Raw genomic sequence first — 15,857 nt, 5'->3', positions numbered from 1 at the left:
AAGTTGCTTAGTAATTAAGATCACAACCTATTCTACCTCTCGAGCCTCGGAGAAGCCCATGAGTACGACGAAGGTGCCCGGCGCCAGCCGCGTGGCCCAGTTCATCAGCGCCCGCCGTACGGCCTGGCTGGTGGCACTCGTACCGATCCTCCTGGCCGGCATGCTGCTCGGCTTCGTGCCTGAGGGCGAGCGCAACGCCTCCTCGACCGACTCGCTGCCCGACGACTTCGACAGCACCAGCGCCGTGGCCCTGCAGTCGCAGCTGCCGGAGGAGGACTCCTCCGTGGCGATCGTGCTCTGGACCGCCGAGGAGGGGAAGCTCACCGAGGCGCAGCTGGGCGCGATCGGCAAGCAGGCCGGCGAGCTGCTCGCCGAGTACGCCGAGGGCGGACAGCCCGGTGGTGAGTCAGGTCCCCCCTCAGGCGGCAGGCCCGGTCCCGACTCCGGTGGCGAGCAGGGCCCGCCGGAGGGGATGGGCGGCTCCCAGGGCCCGCTGATGGTCGCCGACGACGGCACCGCGGCGTACTCGGTGGTGCCGGTGCTGTCCAAGACCGCCTCCGACACCGCCGACCTGGTGACCGAGCTCCGCGAGACGCTCGAGGCCGACGTCCCCGACGGGGTCAAGGTGCAGGTCACCGGCCCGGCCGGCATCCAGGCCGACGTCGCGGCGGTCTTCGACGGCGCCAACCTGCGACTGCTGCTCGCCACCGCCTCGGTGGTCGCCATCCTGCTCATCGCGACCTACCGCAGCCCCGTGCTCTGGCTCATCCCGCTCACCGTGGTGGGGCTGGCCGACCGGCTCTCGGCCATCGTCGCCACCCAGGTGCTGCAGCGGATCGACTACGTCACCTGGGACGAGTCCACGGTGGGGATCCTGAGCGTGCTGGTCTTCGGCGCCGGCACCAACTACGCGTTGCTGCTGATCTCCCGCTACCGCGACGAGCTCAGGACCCACGAGTCCCGCAACGAGGCGATGGCGCGCGCGCTGACCCGCACCGCCGAGGCCGTCTTCGCCAGCGCCACCACCGTCTTCCTGGGCCTGATGACCCTGCTGCTCTCGGCGTTCCCGACCACCCGCGGCCTGGGCCTGGCGTGCGCCATCGGCATCGCCATCGCGGCGTCGTTCGTGATGGTGGTGCTGCCCGCGGCCCTGGTCGTCTTCGGCCGGTGGATCTTCTGGCCGCGGGTGCCGCACAACGGCGAGGCCCCGATCGTCGAGGGGCACTCGTTCTGGCGCAAGGTCGGCGACCGCGTGGCCCGCCGCCCGCAGGCGTTCGTCGTCGGCACCGTGCTGCTGCTCGGCGTGATGATGATCGGGCTGTTCCAGATCAACACCGGGCTCCGCCCCTCCGACCAGTTCCTGGAGACCCCGGAGGCGATCAGCGCCGCGGACCGGCTGGGCGAGTCCTTCCCGGCCGGCACCACCGACCCGGTGCAGGTGCTCACCCGCGACTCCGCGGACGACGTGCTGAGCACGGTCGAGCAGGTCGACGGCATTGCCTCGGCCCGGGTCACCACCGAGGGCGATGGGATCGCGCAGATCGACGCCGTGCTGGAGTCCGCGCCCGGCAGCGACGACGCCAAGGAGACCGTGGCCGAGGTGCGCGACGCCGTGGCGGACTTCGACGACACCTACGTCGGCGGCGGGGACGCAGAGGCGCTGGACGAGTCCGAGGCCTCGGTGCAGGACCGCTGGGTGATCCTGCCCGTGATCCTGCTGCTGGTGCTGGGGGCGCTGCTCCTGCTGCTGCGCTCGCTGGTCGCCCCGATCCTCCTGGTCGCCACCGTCGTGGGCACCTACGCCGCCGCGATGGGCACCTCGTGGTGGATCTTCACCGGCGTCTTCGGGTTCGCCGCGATGGACGTCGGCGTACCGCTGCTGGCGTTCCTGTTCCTGGTGGCGCTCGGTGTGGACTACAACATCTTCCTGGTCACCCGGGCCAGGGAGGAGGCGGCCGAGCACGGCACCAAGGAGGGCATGCTGCGCGCCCTGACCGCCACCGGCGGCGTGATCACCAGCGCCGGCATCCTGCTCGCCGCGGTCTTCGCCGTCCTCGGTGTGCTGCCGCTGGTGGTGCTGGCCCAGCTCGGCGCGATCATCTTCGTCGGCGTGCTGCTCGACACCCTGGTGGTGCGGACCGTGCTGGTGCCGGCGCTCGCGCTGACGCTCGGCGACACGTTCTGGTGGCCGCGCAAGGTGGACCGGCGCCGCAGCTGAGGTCAGCGCCGCGGCGGCCTCACGCCTCCAGGCCCTGGATCGCCCGCGCGACCGCCTTCGGCACGTCGGGGTGGAAGACCGTGGGGATGATGAAGTTGGGGTTCAGCTCCTCGTCGGTGACGACCTCGGCGATGGCGTGTGCCGCCCGCAACAGCATCTCGGTGGTGATCTCCGCGGCCCGGGCGTCGAGCAGTCCCCGGAAGACGCCCGGGAAGGCCAGCACGTTGTTGATCTGGTTGGGATAGTCCGAGCGGCCGCTGGCCACCACGGCGGCGTACCGGTCGGCCTCGGCGGGGTCGATCTCCGGGTCCGGGTTGGCCAGGGCGAACACGACCGGGTCGGGGGCCATCTCCTGGATCCACTCGGCCTGGAGCACGCCGGGTCCGCTGACCCCGACGAAGACGTCGGCACCGGCGAGCGCGGTGCGGAGGTCACCCTTGACGCCGCGCGGGTTGGTACGCCGGGCGAGCGAGGCCATGGCCGGAGGGAGCGACTCGTCGTCGCCGCGCAGGCAGCCCACCCGGTCCCACACCACCACGTCTGAGGCACCGTCGGCGAGCAGCAGCGTGACGATCGCCGTACCGGCCGCGCCGCCGCCGGCGACCACGATCCGGGCCTCGGGCAGCGTCTTGCCGACCACCCGCAGGGCGTTGGTCAGCGCGGCCAGCACCACGATCGCGGTGCCGTGCTGGTCGTCGTGGAAGACCGGGATGTCGAGGGACTCCCGCAGCCGGGCCTCGATCTCGAAGCAGCGCGGCGCGGCGATGTCCTCGAGGTTGATGCCGCCGAAGCCGGGCGCGATCATCTCGACCGCGCGGACGATCTCCTCGGTGTCCTGGCTGGCCAGGCAGATCGGCCAGGCGTCGATGTCGGCGAACTTCTTGAACAGCGCCGCCTTGCCCTCCATCACCGGCAGCGCCGCCCCCGGCCCGATGTTTCCCAGCCCCAGCACCGCCGAGCCGTCGGTGACCACGGCCACCGAGTTGCCCTTGACCGTCAGGCTCCAGACGTCCTCGGGGTTGTTGGCGATCGCGGAGCTCACCCGGCCCACCCCCGGGGTGTAGGCCATCGACAGGTCGTCCCGGCTGCGCAGCGGCACCTTGCTGGTGACCTCGATCTTGCCGCCGAGGTGCAGCAGGAAGGTGCGGTCGCTGACCTTGTGCACCTCGACGCCGTCGATGGCGCCCACCGCGGCCGCGAGCTCGCGGGAGTGGGGCTCGTCGGCCGCCGAGCAGGTCACGTCCACCACCAGGCGGTCATGGCGGGACTCGGCCACGTCGATCCCGGTGACGATTCCGTTGTGCTGGGAGATGGTGGTGGCGACTGTGCCGACCACTCCGTGGTCCGGCGCGGTGTGCAGGCGCATGGTGATCGAGTACGACGAAGCGGTGGCGGCCATGGGCCGACCTTCCACCCCGATCGTGGTTACCAGCAAGTCACTACGGTGTGGGCATGAGCGACGCCACCCAGGATGCCCAGGTCACCGACAACACCGACGACTCCCGCTACGAGATCCACACCGACGGCGAGCTGGCCGGGTTCGCCGAGTACGAGCTGGGTGACGGGGTCATCGACTTCACCCACACCGAGGTGTTCGAGAAGTTCAGCGGCAAGGGCCTGGCCCAGGAGCTGGCGGCCCGCTCGCTGGACGAGTCCCGCGAGCGCGGTCTTGAGGTGCTGCCGCACTGCGGGTTCTACGCCAAGTACATCGCCCGCAACCCCGAGTACGTCGACCTGGTGCCGGTGGACCGGCGCGCGGAGTTCAACCTCGCCTGATCCCGGCTCGCCGAGCGGATACGGTGCCGGGGTGCCGATCTCGCTCCGCCCGTACACCGCTGACGACCTCCCGCTGCTGCCCGGCGGCGACTCGCCGTACGACGACTGGGGCCCGAAGCAGCGCCGCGAGGTGCCGGGGAGCGACCTGGACGGCTCCGGCGGCCTGGTGATCGTGGACGACGACGGGTCGGTGCTCGGCGACCTCAGCTGGCACTACGTGCACTGGGGACCCAACGCGGGCTCCCACAACCCGATGATCGGGGTGTGGCTGCGCCCCGAGGCGCGCGGTCGGGGCGTCGGCACGCAGGCCCAGGCGGCCCTGGTCGACCTCTTCTTCCGGCACACGAACGTCAACCGGGTCGAGGCGCACACGGACGTGGAGAACATCGCCGAGCAGCGTTCGCTGGCCAAGGCCGGGTTCGCCGCCGAGGGCGTGGTCCGGGGCGCCCAGTGGCGGGACGGGGCGTTCCGCGACGGCTACCTCTACAGCATCCTGCGCACCGACCCCCGCGACTAGCGCGCCGCAGCGTCGCCGGTGCCGCGCGGGGGAAGGGTGTGCAGGGTCAGGTCCCGCAGCTCGCCCGCGTCCGCGGTGGCGCTCAGGTAGGTGCAGAACGGCTGGCGCCGCCGGTCCGTGGGCGAGCCCGGGTTGAGCAGCCGCAGGCCGGTCGCGGTGGTGGTGTCCCAGGGGATGTGGCTGTGCCCGAAGACCAGCACGTCGAGGTCGGGGTAGCGGGCACTGCAGCGCTCCTCGCGCCCCTTGGCGTCGCCCGTCTCGTGCACCACACCGAGCCGGATGCCCTCGATCTCCGCGCGCGCCACCTCGGGCAGGCGCTCGCGGAGCGCGCCGTGGTCGTTGTTGCCCCACACGCCCACCAGTCGCCGCGAGCGGCTCTCCAGCTCGTCGAGCAGCTCCTCGCAGACCCAGTCGCCGGCGTGGATCACCACGTCAGCGCTCTCCACCTCGTGCCACACCTGCTCGGGCAGGTCACGGGCGCGTCTGGGCAGGTGGGTGTCCGCCAACAGGAGCAGCTGGGTCGCCATGGGTCCAGTCAACAGGAAGGATCAGTCCCGTGTACGTCCCCCGGTTCAACGTCATGCCCGAGGCCGAGCTGCGCCCACTGGTGGAGGCGGTGGGGTCCGCCGAGCTCATCACGGTCGACGCCGACGGCCTCCCGCAGGCCACCCGGCTGCCCGTCATCTGGTCCGGCGACCGGCTGGTCTTCCACCTGGCGTTCGCCAACCCCCACTGGCGCACGATCGAGCCGGGGAGCCCGGCCCTCGCCGTGGTGACCGGGCCGGAGGGGTACGTCTCCCCCAGCTGGTATGCCACCAAGGCCGAGCACGGCCGGGTGGTGCCCACCTGGAACTACTCCGCGATCCACTTCCGCGGCCGCGCCACCGTGCACCGCGACCCCGACTGGCTCCGTGCCGCGGTCACCGATCTCACCGTCCGGCACGAGGAGCACCGCGCCGACCCGTGGCAGGTGGGCGACGCCCCGGAGTCGTACATCGCCCAGCAGCTCAAGGCGATCGTGGGCGTGGAGCTGGAGATCGAGACCGTCGAGGCCAAGGCCAAGCGCAGCCAGAACCGGTCCGAGGCGGACCGCGCCGGGGTGGTGGCGGGGCTGGAGGGGGAGCCGGGCCTGACCGGTCGGGCGCTGGCTGCGCAGATGCGTGAGGACCTGCGGCGCAGCTAGCCTCCGGGTCATGCCCGTCTCGCGGAAGTACGCCGTCATCGAGCGGGAGCGCCGCTACCTGGTCAGGACGCTCCCCGGCCCGGTGACCAGCGTGCGGGAGATCGAGGACAGGTATGTCACCGGGACCCGGATGCGGCTCCGGGAGGTGCGTGCGGCCGACGGCACGGTCGTGCGCAAGCGGCGGCACCTGGTGTCCCGCGACGGTGTGGTGGTGGCGGTCGACGAGCTCGAGGACGGCACGCTGCTGGCCGAGATCGACGACGCCGAGACGCCGCCAGGCCCCGTCCCGGGGTGGCTCGACGTCATCGCGGACGTGAGTGGGGACGAGGCCTGGACGGGCGTCGGTCTGGCGCGCTGAGGCGGTGGCTCAGGCCTCGCGCACGACCTCGTCGTGCTCGAGGCGGGGCAGCCGGTCGAACCAGGCGTTCTCAGCCGGGTGGCCGATGTTGACCACCAGCAGCGACTTCAGCGCCGTACCGGCGAAGAGGTCCTCGTCCAGCGCGGCCGCGTCGAAGCCGCCCATCGGTCCGGCCGCGAGGCCGGCGGCCCGGACACCGATCAGGAAGTAGCCGATCTGCAGGGTCGCGTTGAAGCGGGCGGCCTGCTCGCGCGCGTCGTCGTCGGCGAACGCCTCCTTGGCGCCGGGGAAGATCGGGAACGTGCGGTGCAGGAGCTCGTGGAAGTCGGTGTCGGCGGCGAGCACCGCGACCAGCGGTGCCGCGGCGGTCTTCTCGCGGTTGCCCTCGGCCATGTGCTTCAGCAGGCGCTCCCGCTCCTCGCCCTCGCGGACCAGCACCACGCGGAGCGGCTGGATGTTCATCGCGGTGGGGCCGTACTTCACCAGGTCGTAGATCGCGGCGACCTGCTCGTCGGTGACGGGCTCGTCGGTGAAGGCGTTGGCCGTCCGGGCTTCGCGGAACAGCAGGTCCTGGGCTTCAGGGGAGAGCACGAGGTCATTAGTCATGTGTCTTTCAACAATCTCGCAGGCCGCTGGCGTCCCGGATACGACGTGAGACTGGTCACCTTGCGCCGGTCACGGCCGGTCTAGCATCGGGCGTATGACCAAGCTCGAGCAGGGGCGCAGCGGTGAGTAGCCACGCGCACGGGCACGACCACGGGCACTCGGGGCTGATCGACCACCGGGGCAAGCTGGCCGCGGTCCTCGCCATCACCGTCGCCGTCCTCGTGGTCGAGGTCGTCGGTGCCGTCATCTCCGGCAGCCTCGCCCTCCTGGCCGACGCCGCACACATGCTGACCGACGTCGCCGGCCTGACCCTGGGGCTGGTGGCCGCCATCCTGACCCGGCGCCCGGCCACTCCGGAGCGCACCTGGGGCTATCGCCGCGCCGAGGTGCTCGGTGCCGCCGCCCAGGCCGGGGTGCTGCTCGCCGTCGGGCTCTACGTGCTCGTCGAGGGGGTACGACGACTCGTCTCGCCGCCGGAGGTCACCTCGGGGGCGATGCTCGTCTTCGGTGTCATCGGCCTGGTCGGGAACCTGATCGGGATGGCGATCCTGGCCACCAGCCGGGGCGACAACCTCAACATGCGGGCGGCGTTCCTGGAGGTGGTCAACGACGCTCTCGGCTCGGTCGCGGTCCTGGTGGCCGCCGGAGTCATCGCCACCACCGGGTGGTTGCGTGCCGACGCCGTCGCCTCGCTCGTGATCGGGGTGCTGATCATCCCCAGGACGCTGCGGCTGCTGCGCGAGACGGTCCACGTGCTGCTGGAGTCGACCCCGAAGGACCTCGACCTGACCCTGGTTCGCTCCCGGCTGTGCGCCATGCCGCATGTCCAGGGGGTGCACGACCTGCACGCCACCCAGGTCGCCACCGCGCTGCCGGTCTTCACCGCGCACGTCGTCGTCGACGACTCCTGCTTCCACGACGGCCACCTGGCAGGAATGCTCGATGAGATCCAGCGGTGCATGGCCGACGAGTTCGACGTCGTGCACTCGACCATCCAGTTCGAGGCCGTCTCGCACTCGGCGCACGAGCGCTCCATGCACGCCTGAGCCTGGGCACCCCTCGGAGTCCGACCCCCCGCGGAATCTCTGGGCCGTCGCACTGGTTCAGACGGACATGATCATCGGACTCATCGGCAGTGGAAACATCGGCAGCACCGTGGCCCGACTCTCGGTAGGCGCAGGCCACGACGTCGTGCTCAGCAACAGACGCGGTCCTGACACCCTGTCCGAGCTGGTGTCCGAGCTCGGGCCGAGGGCCAGGGCGAGCACGCCGACCGAGGCCGCCGAGGCAGGTGACCTCGTCGTCGCCACCGTGCCCCTCAAGGCCTACCGCGACATCCCGGTCGCGCCGCTTCGAGGCAAGGTGGTCATCGACACCATCAACTACTACCCCGATCGCGACGGCCACGTCGCTGAGCTCGATGACGAGTCGACGACGACCAGCGAGCTGCTGCAGCTCCATCTGCCCGACTCGCATGTGGTGAAGGCCTTCAACAACATCTACGTGGACCATCTCGCTGTGCTGCACCGTCCCACCGGGCACCCGGAACGTTCCGTGCTCCCCATCGCCGGGGACGACGAGGCGGCGAAGGGCGCGGTGGCACGATTCCTCGACTCGATCGGGTACGACGCCCTGGACGTCGGTCCGCTGGCGGAGGGGTGGCGGTTCCAGCGCGACACCCCGGCCTACGTGCAGCCGTACGCCGTGCCGGGTACTGCCTACCCCACCTGGTCGGCTCGCCCGGTGTCCGCCGACATGCTGCAGGAGAAGCTGCAGGAAGCTCGGCGCTACCGCGACATGTGAGGCGCGGTAATTTGGCATCGGAGTCCTCGACTCCCGACTCTGCAGAATCTGGGCGGTCCCCGGTGTCGCATCGTCCCGGATTTGCCTAGTGCGACACCAGTAGAGGACGAGTGATCCCGATACAGTCGTGGCGATTCCACGGAACAGGGCAGCCTCTGACGCTCGAAGAGGTCGAGGCCCCGCACGCCGGCCCCGGAGAGGTCGTTGTCGATGTCAGGGCGGCCGGCCTTTGTCACTCCGACGTCGGCGCACTGGACGACCCGCAATGGATGAGGTCGTTCCCACGCATCCCGATGACCCTCGGACACGAGAACGCCGGGGTGATCAGCGAGGTTGGACCCGGGATGGAGGACTGGAAAGTCGGCGATCGGGTCGGCCTTGCGCCGTTGATGCCCGATGGTGACGCCATCGGGTACGGCGCGTGGGACGGCGGCTACGGCCCCAAGGTCCGGGCGACCGCGGCCAACCTCGTCAGGCTGCCAGATGAGCTCTCCTTCGAGCTGGGCGCGATGGCAACCGACGCCGGGCTCACGTCGTACCACGCCATGGTCAGCGTCGGCGGGGTGCAGGAGGGCATGCGGGTCGGCGTGATCGGCTTGGGTGGGCTCGGCTACATCGGCGCCCGAGTCGCCGTACTGAAGGGAGCCGAGGTGTACGCCGCCGAGGTGAACCCGTCCACCCGCGAGCAGGCGGACGAGCTGGGGTTGGCCGGCGTCGCTGAATCGATCACCGAGTTCGCCGACAAGGACCTGCAGCTGATCGTGGACTACGCGGGGTTCGGCAGCACGACGGCACAGGCGGTCGACACCCTGGCTGATGGTGGAACGCTGGTTCAGGTCGGCCTCGGACGCTACGAGGCGACAGTGAACACGCAGGCACTCGTTCTCAAGCAGCTCACGCTCAAGGGATCGGTCTCGGGTACCCAGCAGGACCTGGGCGAGCTCTACGAGCTGATGCGCAGTGGTGAGCTCAACCCACCGCTCAATCGGATCACACCGCTGGAGATTCCTGAGGGGCTGGCGCGTCTTCGAGAGGGCGGAGTGGTCGGTCGGCTGATCGCCGTCTATGACCACTGAGTCCGCTCACACCCAGGTGAACTGGCACTAGCCTGACCAGGTGAGTCGCATCTTCAACGCCAGCGTCGCGTCCGTCTATCCCCACTACGTCAACAAGGTGGAGAAGAAGGGCCGGACCAAGGCCGAGCTGGACCAGGTGATCGCGTGGCTCACCGGGTTCGACGCCACCGCGCTGGCCGACCACCTGGCCGCGGGGACGACCTTCGAGCAGTTCTTCGCCGAGGCCTCCGTCAACCCCCACGTCTCCCTGATCACCGGCAGCGTCTGCGGGGTCAAGGTCCAGGAGGTGGAGGACCCGCTGATGCGCAACATCCGCTACCTCGACAAGCTGGTCGACGAGCTAGCCCAGGGCAAGGCGATGGAGAAGATCCTGCGCGCCTGACTCAGGTGGCCAGCAGGTGCTCGGTCACCACCGGGGCCAGTGCTTTGCCCTTCACCATGTGGGTCTGCCCCGCCACCTCGAGGTAACGACCGCGCGGCACCGCGTCCGCGATCGCCTGCTGCGCGTTCTTCATGTACGCCGGCGACTTGCCGCCGGCGAGCACCAGCGTCGGCACGGTCGAGCCGGCGTACAGCCCGGCGCGGAGCGGACGTCCCTGCTGCTCCTCGATGCACAGGTCCCAGTCGTGCGCCAGCGTGTGCGCGGCGGTGACCAGCTTCTTCCACATCGGGAAGAGCGGCATCACCGCGACCATCGGCGCGGGCATGCCGACCGTGCGCATGAACAGCTTGACCGCCTCGCCGCGGCGGCCGGCGGCCACCAGCTCCCGGGTACGGGCGGGCATGTCGGCATCGACGGGCTCGCGCTCGCCGTCCACGACGAAGGGCGCCTCGTAGGCCACGAGCCGGTCGATCGGCGCCCCCTGCGCGGCCGCCGCCAGCGCCAGCGCCGCACCCGAGGAGGTACCGAGCACGTGGGCGTGACCACCCGCCGCCTCGAGCACGGCGACGAGGTCCTCCACCTCCCGGTCCGGGTGGTACGCCGTCTTGCCGGCACCGCTCTCCCCGCGCCCGCGGCGGTCGTAGGAGTGCACCGTGAACGAACCCTCCAGGGCGGAGGTCAGGTCGCGCGAGGGGCCCAGGGTCCGCTGGCACAACGCCCCGTCGACGAGCACCAGCGCGGGGCCCCTGCCGTGCGCCTCGTAGGCGATGCGGGTGCCGTCGGCGGACCTGGCGAAGTGGCTGGCGGTGGCGGTCTTCGTGGTCATCTCGGTCTCCCTGGTCTGGTGCTGAGCCGTGGTCGGCTCGCTCATCGGGACGTCGTACGGGAGGGGGCGTTTCCGACATCGGCCGCCAGACTTTCTGCGCGCCGACGCCTCAGGACGCTCCGCTCGCCCTCGTTGGCGGTGAGCGAGATAGCCGCGGAGAACGCCCCGGCAGCCTCTCGGTGCCGGCCGGCGCGGGCCAGCAGGTCGCCCCGCACGCTGGGCAGCAGGTGCGACCCGGCGAGCGCTCCGGGAGCGAGCGCGTCCAGCACGGCCAGGCCGGCGTCCGGGCCGTGGGCGCGGCCGTGGGCCACCGCCCGGTTGACCTCCACGACGGGTCCGGGCGCGGCCGCCGACAGGGCGTCGTACCAGCGGGCGATCCGCGGCCAGTCGGTCTCCTCGGCGGTGCGCGCCCGGGCGTGGCAGGCGGCGATGTGGGCCTGGGCGGTGATCGGACCGATCGACTCCTCGCGCTCCCGGGCGACGGCGGTGGCGCGGTCCAGGGCAGCCAGCCCGTGACGCAGCAGCAGCTGGTCCCACCGGACGCGGTCCTGCGCCTCCAGCAGCACCGGCGCTCCGTCGGCGTCGAGGCGAGCGGGGAGCCGCGAGGCCTGCAGCTCCAGCAGCGCCTGCAGCCCGTGCGTGTCGGGGTGCCGGGGCTCGAGGACGGCGAGCATCCGGGCCAGCCGGATCCCCTCGTGGCACAGGTCCGGGCGCGTCCAGTCCTCGCCGCTGGTGGCGGTGTAGCCCTCGTTGAAGATCAGGTAGACCACCGACATCACGTCGTCCAGCCGCGCGGTCCGCTCCTGGCCGACGGGCACCTCGAGGTCGACCCGGTGCTCGGCGAGCGTCTTCTTGGCCCGGGTGATCCGCTGCCCGACCGCGGACTCGCGCGCCAGGAACGCCCGCGCGATCTCGGCCGTGGTGAGTCCCGCGACCAGGCGCAGCGTGAGCGCGGCCCGGCTCTCCGGCGACAGCAGCGGGTGGCAGGTCAGCAGGATCAGCCGCAGCACGTCGTCCTCGACGTGGTCGAGCGTGGCATCGAGGTCGGGCACCTGAGCCTCCTCGCCGGTGGGAAGGGAGCGGGCGAGCTCGGCCGTCCGGTCGCGCAGCGTCGCGTTGCGGCGGAAGGTGTCGATCGCCCGCCGCTTGGCCACCTGCATCAGCCAGGCGCCGGGGTTGGCCGGGATGCCGTCGCCCGGCCACTGCTCCAGGGCCGCCACCAGCGCGTCCTGGGCCAGGTCCTCGGCCAGCTCGAGGTCGCGGGTCAGGCGCAGCAGCGCCGCGACCAGCCGGGTGGACTCGCGCCGCCAGACGGCCGTGACCCGGGCCTGGACCTCGGCCTGGACCTCCGCCTGGGCCTCGCGGGGCGCGTCGCTCGCCATGGTCCGAGCCTAGGGGGCTGCGTGCCCCGACGTCAGGCCTGCGGCGGTGGCCCGTCCCAGATGCGGCGGACGATCACCGAGCCCTCCCAGCCGGGCCAGTGCTGGTGGTGCAGCTCGACCAGCCGGCGGGCCTCCTCCACCGCCTCCTCGTGGGAGCGGAACTCCAGCACCGAGTAGCCGCCCACCACCTCCTTCGCCTCGGCGTAGGGCCCGTCCACCGTGGTGACCTGGCCCTGCGCGAGCCGCACCTCGGTGCACTGCGCACCGCCGTCGAGGCCTCCCCCGTCGAGGAAGACGCCAGCGGCGATCGCGGCCTCGATGTGCTCGCCCATCGCCTTGACCAGGGCCTCGGGCGGGTTGTCCTTGCTGGGGTCCATCTGAACCAGTCCCATGTAGCGCATGTCCTGAGCTCCCTGTCCCTCGTGCTGTGCTCGCGCACCTTGTCTGCAGTACGTCGCACGGTGGCACCCGGATCCGACATCGGTCCAGCAAGTAGTTTTCTCACGTGACGAGCAGCGCGCATCCGATGACCAGGCTGGTCCGGCCCTCCCCCGACCTGTACGAGGCATGGCTGGCCTGCGTCCGCGACTTCGCCGAGGGCTCTCGCGACGGGTCCGGCGACTGGGCGGTCTCCGGGCTCGGTCCGGACCGGGACTCCTTCGAGGCCCTGCTGGCACGCGTCGCCTACGAGTCCGACCCGGCCAGCAGGCTGCCGGACGGGCTCGTGCCGAGTGACTACTACTGGGTGATGGACGGCGAGGAGATGATCGGCTTCGTCGCCGTGCGGCACTCGATCGACACCGACTTCCTGCGCCGCGCCGGGGGTCACATCGGCTACAGCGTCCGGCCGTCGTACCGCCGCAGGGGGCACGCCACCCGTGCGCTGGGCCTGGCGCTGGACCGGGCCCGGGAGCTGGGGCTGGACCGGGTGCTCCTCACCTGCGACGAGCCCAACGTCGGCTCCGCGCGGACCATCGAGAAGCACGGCGGCGTGCTGGAGGACGTGCTGGAGGGCAAGCGGCGCTACTGGATAACGCTCCGTCCGCGGCGTCCCGACGTCACCGATGTCGAGCTGGTCGGCGGGGTGGAGAAGCGCGAGATCGTCGTGGCGCCGTACGACGACACCTGGCCGGTGACCTTCGGCGAGCACGAGGCCCGGATCCGAGAAGCCGTCGGTGCCGCCGCTGTGCAGGTCGAGCACATCGGCTCCACCTCCGTGCCGGGGCTGGCCGCCAAGCCGATCATCGACATCCTGCTGGTGGTGCCCGACATCACCGCCGAGGAGGACTACCTCGACCAGCTGCTCGCCGCCGGCTACCAGCTGCGGACCCGGGAGCCGGGACACCGGCTGGTGCGGCCCCCCACCCGGGACGTCCACGTGCACGTCCTGGAGGTCGGCCACGGCGGCATCGAGGACTACCTCGTGCTGCGCGAGCGGCTGCGCAGCGACGAGGCCGACCGGGCCCTGTACGAGCGGACGAAGCGCGCGCTGGCGGCTCGGGACTGGCCGGACACGAACGCCTACGCGGACGCCAAGACCGAGGTGATCAGCGGGATCCTCGCCGGGGGACGCTCGAGGGCGCGCTGACCGGACTCCTGATGGTCCGAGCGCGGCCCGGGAGGGTCACACTGTCCCGGTGCCACGGATCTCGCTCTCCCGCCTGCCGGGCGAGCGGGTGCTGGTCGTCGAGGGCGACGCGGCCCACGAGATCGCCGCGGCCGAGCTCCCGGCGTACGTCGCGGGGCGGGAGGCCGAGGCCCCTCGCTGGGTGTGGGACGACACCGCCCGCTGGTACCCGCCCCTGCTGGCCGCCGGGGTGCGGATCGAGCGCTGCCACGACCTGCGGCTGGGCCACCACCTGCTGCGGCGAGCCCCGGCGGCGGACGCCTCGCTGCTGGCCGGTGAGCAGTCGGCGCACTGGGAGGTCCTGGGGCCGAGCACGCCGTCGGACCCGGCGCTTTTCTCCATCGACGACACCGCCGAGCACCTGCGCGCCGACCTCGAGGACGCCCGGCAGCTGACCACCGTCGCGGCGTCGCCGGAGGCTGGGCGGCTCGGCCTGCTGCTCGCGGCGGAGTCCTCCGGGGCGCTGGTCGCGGCCGAGATGACGCACGCCGGCGTGCCGTGGCGGGTCGACGTGCACGAGCGGCTGCTCACCGACCTGCTCGGTCCGCGACCTCCGCGCGGGGCCCGACCGCAGCTGCTGGAGGAGCTGGTCGCCGAGGTACGCCGCTCCTTCGGGGCCCCGGGCCTCAACCCCGACTCGCGGCCCGAGCTGCTGGCCGCGCTGCGCCGCTGTGGCCTGGAGGTCACCGACACCCGCGCCCACTCGCTGCGTCGCCTGGACCATCCGGGCATCGAGCCGCTGCTGCGCTACAAGCGGCTGGCGCACCTCTTCTCGACCAACGGCTGGGCGTGGATCGACCAGTGGGTCAGCGGCGGCAGGTTCCGGCCGTCGTACCAGCCGGCGGGCTCCTCGACCGGACGGTGGTCCTCCAACGGCGGCGGCGCGCTGTCGTTCCCCGTGCAGGTGCGTCCGGCTGCGGTCGCCGACGAGGGCTGGGTCTTCGTGGTCGCCGACGTCGCCCAGCTCGAGCCGCGGGTGCTGGCCGGGATGAGCGGCGACCGGGCGCTCGCCCGGTCCGCCCGTGGCACCGACCTATACCAGGGGATGGTCGAGGACGGCGCGGTCGCGACCCGGCAGGAGGCCAAGCTGGGTCTGCTGGGGGCGATGTACGGCGCGACCAGTGGCGAGAGCGGCCGGATGGTGACCGGTCTCACCAGGCGCTATCCGGGCGCGTTCGGCCTGGTCGAGGAGGCGGCGCGAGCCGGTGAGCGGGGCCTGGGGGTGCGCACCCTGCTCGGCCGGGGGTCGCCCCGGCTGGGTGAGGTGTGGGACCGCGACCCTGACGACCCGCCGATCGATCCCGACAGCCAGGCCCGATTCCGGCGGGCCTACGGCCGGTTCACCCGCAACTTCGTGGTCCAGGGGACCGGCGCGGAGTGGGCGCTGTGCTGGATCGCCGACCTGCGCAACCGGCTGTGGCGGCTGGGTGGGACCGGGCCGCTGGACGCGCGGCCGCACCTGGTCTTCTTCCTGCACGACGAGGTGGTCGTGCACGCACCGGCCGCGCTCGCCGAGGCGGTCGCCGAGCACGCCACCGCGGCGGCCGCGACGGCATCCGGGCTGCTGTTCCGGTCTCTGCCCATCGACTTCCCGCTCAACGTCTCGATCGTGCGCTCCTACGCCGACGCGGGGAAGCCCGGCGGCCCGAGATTGGATGAGCAGCAGGCGGGTACGGGCGACTCATGACCACACACGAGAACGAGTCCGGCGACCAGCCCGAGGAGAAGACTCCCACCATCGAGGAGCAGTCCGGTGCCGAGGGAGGCGACCAGGACGCGGAGCCTTCGCTCAACGCTCCCGACGAGGGTCGTCCCGACGGCCAGGAGTAGTCCGCTCACGCAGCCAGCTGGTGGTGCCCGGAGCCATGCCCCGCGACTTGGGCGCGCGGTCGACCGGGACCACGATGAGCGAGCCTTCGTCGGACAGCGCCCACTTCAGCGCGTGGTAGACCACCGACAGCGTCTCGGTGCTCTCCAGGGCGAGGAGTCCCGGAGCGATCTGCCTCGCCTCCTGCCAGGGACCGTCCAGATCCTCCGGGGTCTCGGAGGTCCAGGCGAGGTACACGGTCATCAGGTCATCCTGCCCCGCGGCGCTGATCCGGG

General features: G+C 71.7%; 19 protein-coding genes. 12 read left to right on the top strand and 7 right to left on the bottom strand.

Annotated elements, in window-relative coordinates; genetic code table 11:
* Positions 1-58 precede the first annotated feature (58 nt).
* Entirely contained in the window at positions 59-2,218 is a 2,160-nt protein-coding gene (locus C0R66_RS00300) for an MMPL family transporter (RefSeq protein ID WP_101522993.1), read from the top strand.
* 19 nt (positions 2,219-2,237) lie between these two features.
* Here the strand turns inward: C0R66_RS00300 and C0R66_RS00295 are convergent, their stop codons facing one another.
* Positions 2,238-3,617 (bottom strand): NAD-dependent malic enzyme, encoded by a 1,380-nt coding sequence (locus C0R66_RS00295; protein ID WP_101522992.1) that lies wholly within the window; start codon positions 3,615-3,617, stop codon positions 2,238-2,240.
* 53 nt (positions 3,618-3,670) lie between these two features.
* Between C0R66_RS00295 and C0R66_RS00290 the strand changes: the two genes are divergently transcribed.
* Entirely contained in the window at positions 3,671-3,994 is a 324-nt protein-coding gene (locus C0R66_RS00290) for a GNAT family N-acetyltransferase (protein ID WP_101522991.1), read from the top strand.
* A gap of 31 nt (positions 3,995-4,025) precedes the next feature.
* Positions 4,026-4,511: a GNAT family N-acetyltransferase gene (locus tag C0R66_RS00285; RefSeq protein ID WP_158647799.1), complete on the top strand. Its 486-nt coding sequence runs from the start codon at positions 4,026-4,028 to the stop codon at positions 4,509-4,511.
* On the opposite strand, the gene C0R66_RS00280 is transcribed toward C0R66_RS00285, so the two are convergent.
* The gene (locus C0R66_RS00280) at positions 4,508-5,038 is read right to left on the bottom strand and encodes a metallophosphoesterase family protein (protein WP_101522989.1); all 531 of its coding nucleotides are present in this window, start codon (positions 5,036-5,038) and stop codon (positions 4,508-4,510) included. The genes C0R66_RS00285 and C0R66_RS00280 overlap by 4 nt on opposite strands.
* A gap of 29 nt (positions 5,039-5,067) precedes the next feature.
* Between C0R66_RS00280 and C0R66_RS00275 the strand changes: the two genes are divergently transcribed.
* Positions 5,068-5,694 carry an FMN-binding negative transcriptional regulator gene (locus tag C0R66_RS00275; RefSeq protein ID WP_101522988.1) on the top strand — a complete coding sequence of 209 codons (627 nt, stop codon included), beginning with the start codon at positions 5,068-5,070 and terminating at the stop codon, positions 5,692-5,694.
* Positions 5,695-5,704: 10 nt separating this feature from the next.
* On the top strand, positions 5,705-6,052 hold the full coding sequence (locus C0R66_RS00270) for a hypothetical protein (RefSeq protein ID WP_101522987.1): 348 nt from the start codon (positions 5,705-5,707) through the stop codon (positions 6,050-6,052).
* A gap of 9 nt (positions 6,053-6,061) precedes the next feature.
* Here C0R66_RS00270 and C0R66_RS00265 read toward each other — a convergent pair whose 3' ends face one another.
* Positions 6,062-6,658 (bottom strand): malonic semialdehyde reductase, encoded by a 597-nt coding sequence (locus C0R66_RS00265; RefSeq protein ID WP_101522986.1) that lies wholly within the window; start codon positions 6,656-6,658, stop codon positions 6,062-6,064.
* A 122-nt stretch (positions 6,659-6,780) separates the two neighbouring features.
* On the opposite strand from C0R66_RS00265, the gene C0R66_RS00260 reads away from it, so the two are divergent.
* The 4 genes from C0R66_RS00260 (at position 6,781) to C0R66_RS00245 (ending at position 9,919) form a co-directional block, all read left to right on the top strand.
* Complete coding sequence (locus C0R66_RS00260; RefSeq protein ID WP_101522985.1) at positions 6,781-7,704, top strand: cation diffusion facilitator family transporter; 924 nt, start codon at positions 6,781-6,783, stop codon at positions 7,702-7,704.
* Positions 7,705-7,771: 67 nt separating this feature from the next.
* Positions 7,772-8,461 (top strand): NADPH-dependent F420 reductase, encoded by a 690-nt coding sequence (locus tag C0R66_RS00255; protein WP_101522984.1) that lies wholly within the window; start codon positions 7,772-7,774, stop codon positions 8,459-8,461.
* A 110-nt stretch (positions 8,462-8,571) separates the two neighbouring features.
* Positions 8,572-9,537: a zinc-binding dehydrogenase gene (locus C0R66_RS00250; RefSeq protein ID WP_199286747.1), complete on the top strand. Its 966-nt coding sequence runs from the start codon at positions 8,572-8,574 to the stop codon at positions 9,535-9,537.
* Positions 9,538-9,577: 40 nt separating this feature from the next.
* Complete coding sequence (locus C0R66_RS00245; protein WP_101522983.1) at positions 9,578-9,919, top strand: DUF2200 domain-containing protein; 342 nt, start codon at positions 9,578-9,580, stop codon at positions 9,917-9,919.
* Between the two features lies 1 nt (position 9,920).
* Here the strand turns inward: C0R66_RS00245 and C0R66_RS00240 are convergent, their stop codons facing one another.
* From C0R66_RS00240 to C0R66_RS00230, 3 genes are read right to left on the bottom strand one after another with little or no spacing between them, the layout of a single operon-like run.
* Positions 9,921-10,790 (bottom strand): alpha/beta fold hydrolase, encoded by an 870-nt coding sequence (locus tag C0R66_RS00240; protein WP_241901520.1) that lies wholly within the window; start codon positions 10,788-10,790, stop codon positions 9,921-9,923.
* A complete protein-coding gene (locus C0R66_RS00235; RefSeq protein WP_101522982.1) occupies positions 10,787-12,127 on the bottom strand; it encodes an RNA polymerase sigma factor in 1,341 nt (446 codons plus the stop codon). The genes C0R66_RS00240 and C0R66_RS00235 overlap by 4 nt, the downstream gene beginning before the upstream one ends.
* A 32-nt stretch (positions 12,128-12,159) precedes the next feature.
* Positions 12,160-12,519, bottom strand: a complete 360-nt coding sequence (locus C0R66_RS00230) for a YciI family protein (RefSeq protein WP_199286746.1) — start codon at positions 12,517-12,519, stop codon at positions 12,160-12,162.
* A gap of 113 nt (positions 12,520-12,632) precedes the next feature.
* On the opposite strand from C0R66_RS00230, the gene C0R66_RS18845 reads away from it, so the two are divergent.
* From C0R66_RS18845 to C0R66_RS18475, 3 genes are read left to right on the top strand one after another with little or no spacing between them, the layout of a single operon-like run.
* On the top strand, positions 12,633-13,715 hold the full coding sequence (locus tag C0R66_RS18845) for a GNAT family N-acetyltransferase (RefSeq protein ID WP_199286745.1): 1,083 nt from the start codon (positions 12,633-12,635) through the stop codon (positions 13,713-13,715).
* Positions 13,716-13,764: 49 nt separating this feature from the next.
* Positions 13,765-15,441: a bifunctional 3'-5' exonuclease/DNA polymerase gene (locus C0R66_RS00220; protein ID WP_101522980.1), complete on the top strand. Its 1,677-nt coding sequence runs from the start codon at positions 13,765-13,767 to the stop codon at positions 15,439-15,441.
* The gene (locus C0R66_RS18475; protein WP_158647798.1) at positions 15,438-15,584 is read left to right on the top strand and encodes a hypothetical protein; all 147 of its coding nucleotides are present in this window, start codon (positions 15,438-15,440) and stop codon (positions 15,582-15,584) included. The genes C0R66_RS00220 and C0R66_RS18475 overlap by 4 nt, the downstream gene beginning before the upstream one ends.
* Here the strand turns inward: C0R66_RS18475 and C0R66_RS00215 are convergent.
* The gene (locus tag C0R66_RS00215) at positions 15,544-15,825 is read right to left on the bottom strand and encodes a hypothetical protein (RefSeq protein WP_101522979.1); all 282 of its coding nucleotides are present in this window, start codon (positions 15,823-15,825) and stop codon (positions 15,544-15,546) included. The genes C0R66_RS18475 and C0R66_RS00215 overlap by 41 nt on opposite strands.
* Positions 15,826-15,857: the final 32 nt, after the last annotated feature.

It is taken from the genome of Nocardioides houyundeii, from assembly GCF_002865585.1.
Classification (GTDB): domain Bacteria; phylum Actinomycetota; class Actinomycetes; order Propionibacteriales; family Nocardioidaceae; genus Nocardioides; species Nocardioides houyundeii.
The sequence above is the reverse complement of the archived record's forward strand: the minus strand, read 5'-3'. Positions and strand labels throughout refer to the sequence as shown.

Bases quoted from the DNA above. Each gene is read 5' to 3' on its own strand.
- C0R66_RS00265 (WP_101522986.1), bottom strand. From the start codon at position 6,658: ATGACTAATGACCTCGTGCTCTCCCCTGAAGCCCAGGACCTGCTGTTC.
- C0R66_RS00255 (WP_101522984.1), top strand. From the start codon at position 7,772: ATGATCATCGGACTCATCGGCAGTGGAAACATCGGCAGCACCGTGGCC.
- C0R66_RS00215 (WP_101522979.1), bottom strand. From the start codon at position 15,825: ATGACCGTGTACCTCGCCTGGACCTCCGAGACCCCGGAGGATCTGGAC.
- C0R66_RS00270 (WP_101522987.1), top strand. From the start codon at position 5,705: ATGCCCGTCTCGCGGAAGTACGCCGTCATCGAGCGGGAGCGCCGCTAC.
- C0R66_RS00240 (WP_241901520.1), bottom strand. From the start codon at position 10,790: ATGAGCGAGCCGACCACGGCTCAGCACCAGACCAGGGAGACCGAGATG.
- C0R66_RS00290 (WP_101522991.1), top strand. From the start codon at position 3,671: ATGAGCGACGCCACCCAGGATGCCCAGGTCACCGACAACACCGACGAC.
- C0R66_RS00295 (WP_101522992.1), bottom strand. From the start codon at position 3,617: ATGGCCGCCACCGCTTCGTCGTACTCGATCACCATGCGCCTGCACACC.
- C0R66_RS00235 (WP_101522982.1), bottom strand. From the start codon at position 12,127: ATGGCGAGCGACGCGCCCCGCGAGGCCCAGGCGGAGGTCCAGGCCGAG.
- C0R66_RS00300 (WP_101522993.1), top strand. From the start codon at position 59: ATGAGTACGACGAAGGTGCCCGGCGCCAGCCGCGTGGCCCAGTTCATC.
- C0R66_RS00230 (WP_199286746.1), bottom strand. From the start codon at position 12,519: ATGGGACTGGTTCAGATGGACCCCAGCAAGGACAACCCGCCCGAGGCC.
- C0R66_RS00280 (WP_101522989.1), bottom strand. From the start codon at position 5,038: ATGGCGACCCAGCTGCTCCTGTTGGCGGACACCCACCTGCCCAGACGC.
- C0R66_RS18475 (WP_158647798.1), top strand. From the start codon at position 15,438: ATGACCACACACGAGAACGAGTCCGGCGACCAGCCCGAGGAGAAGACT.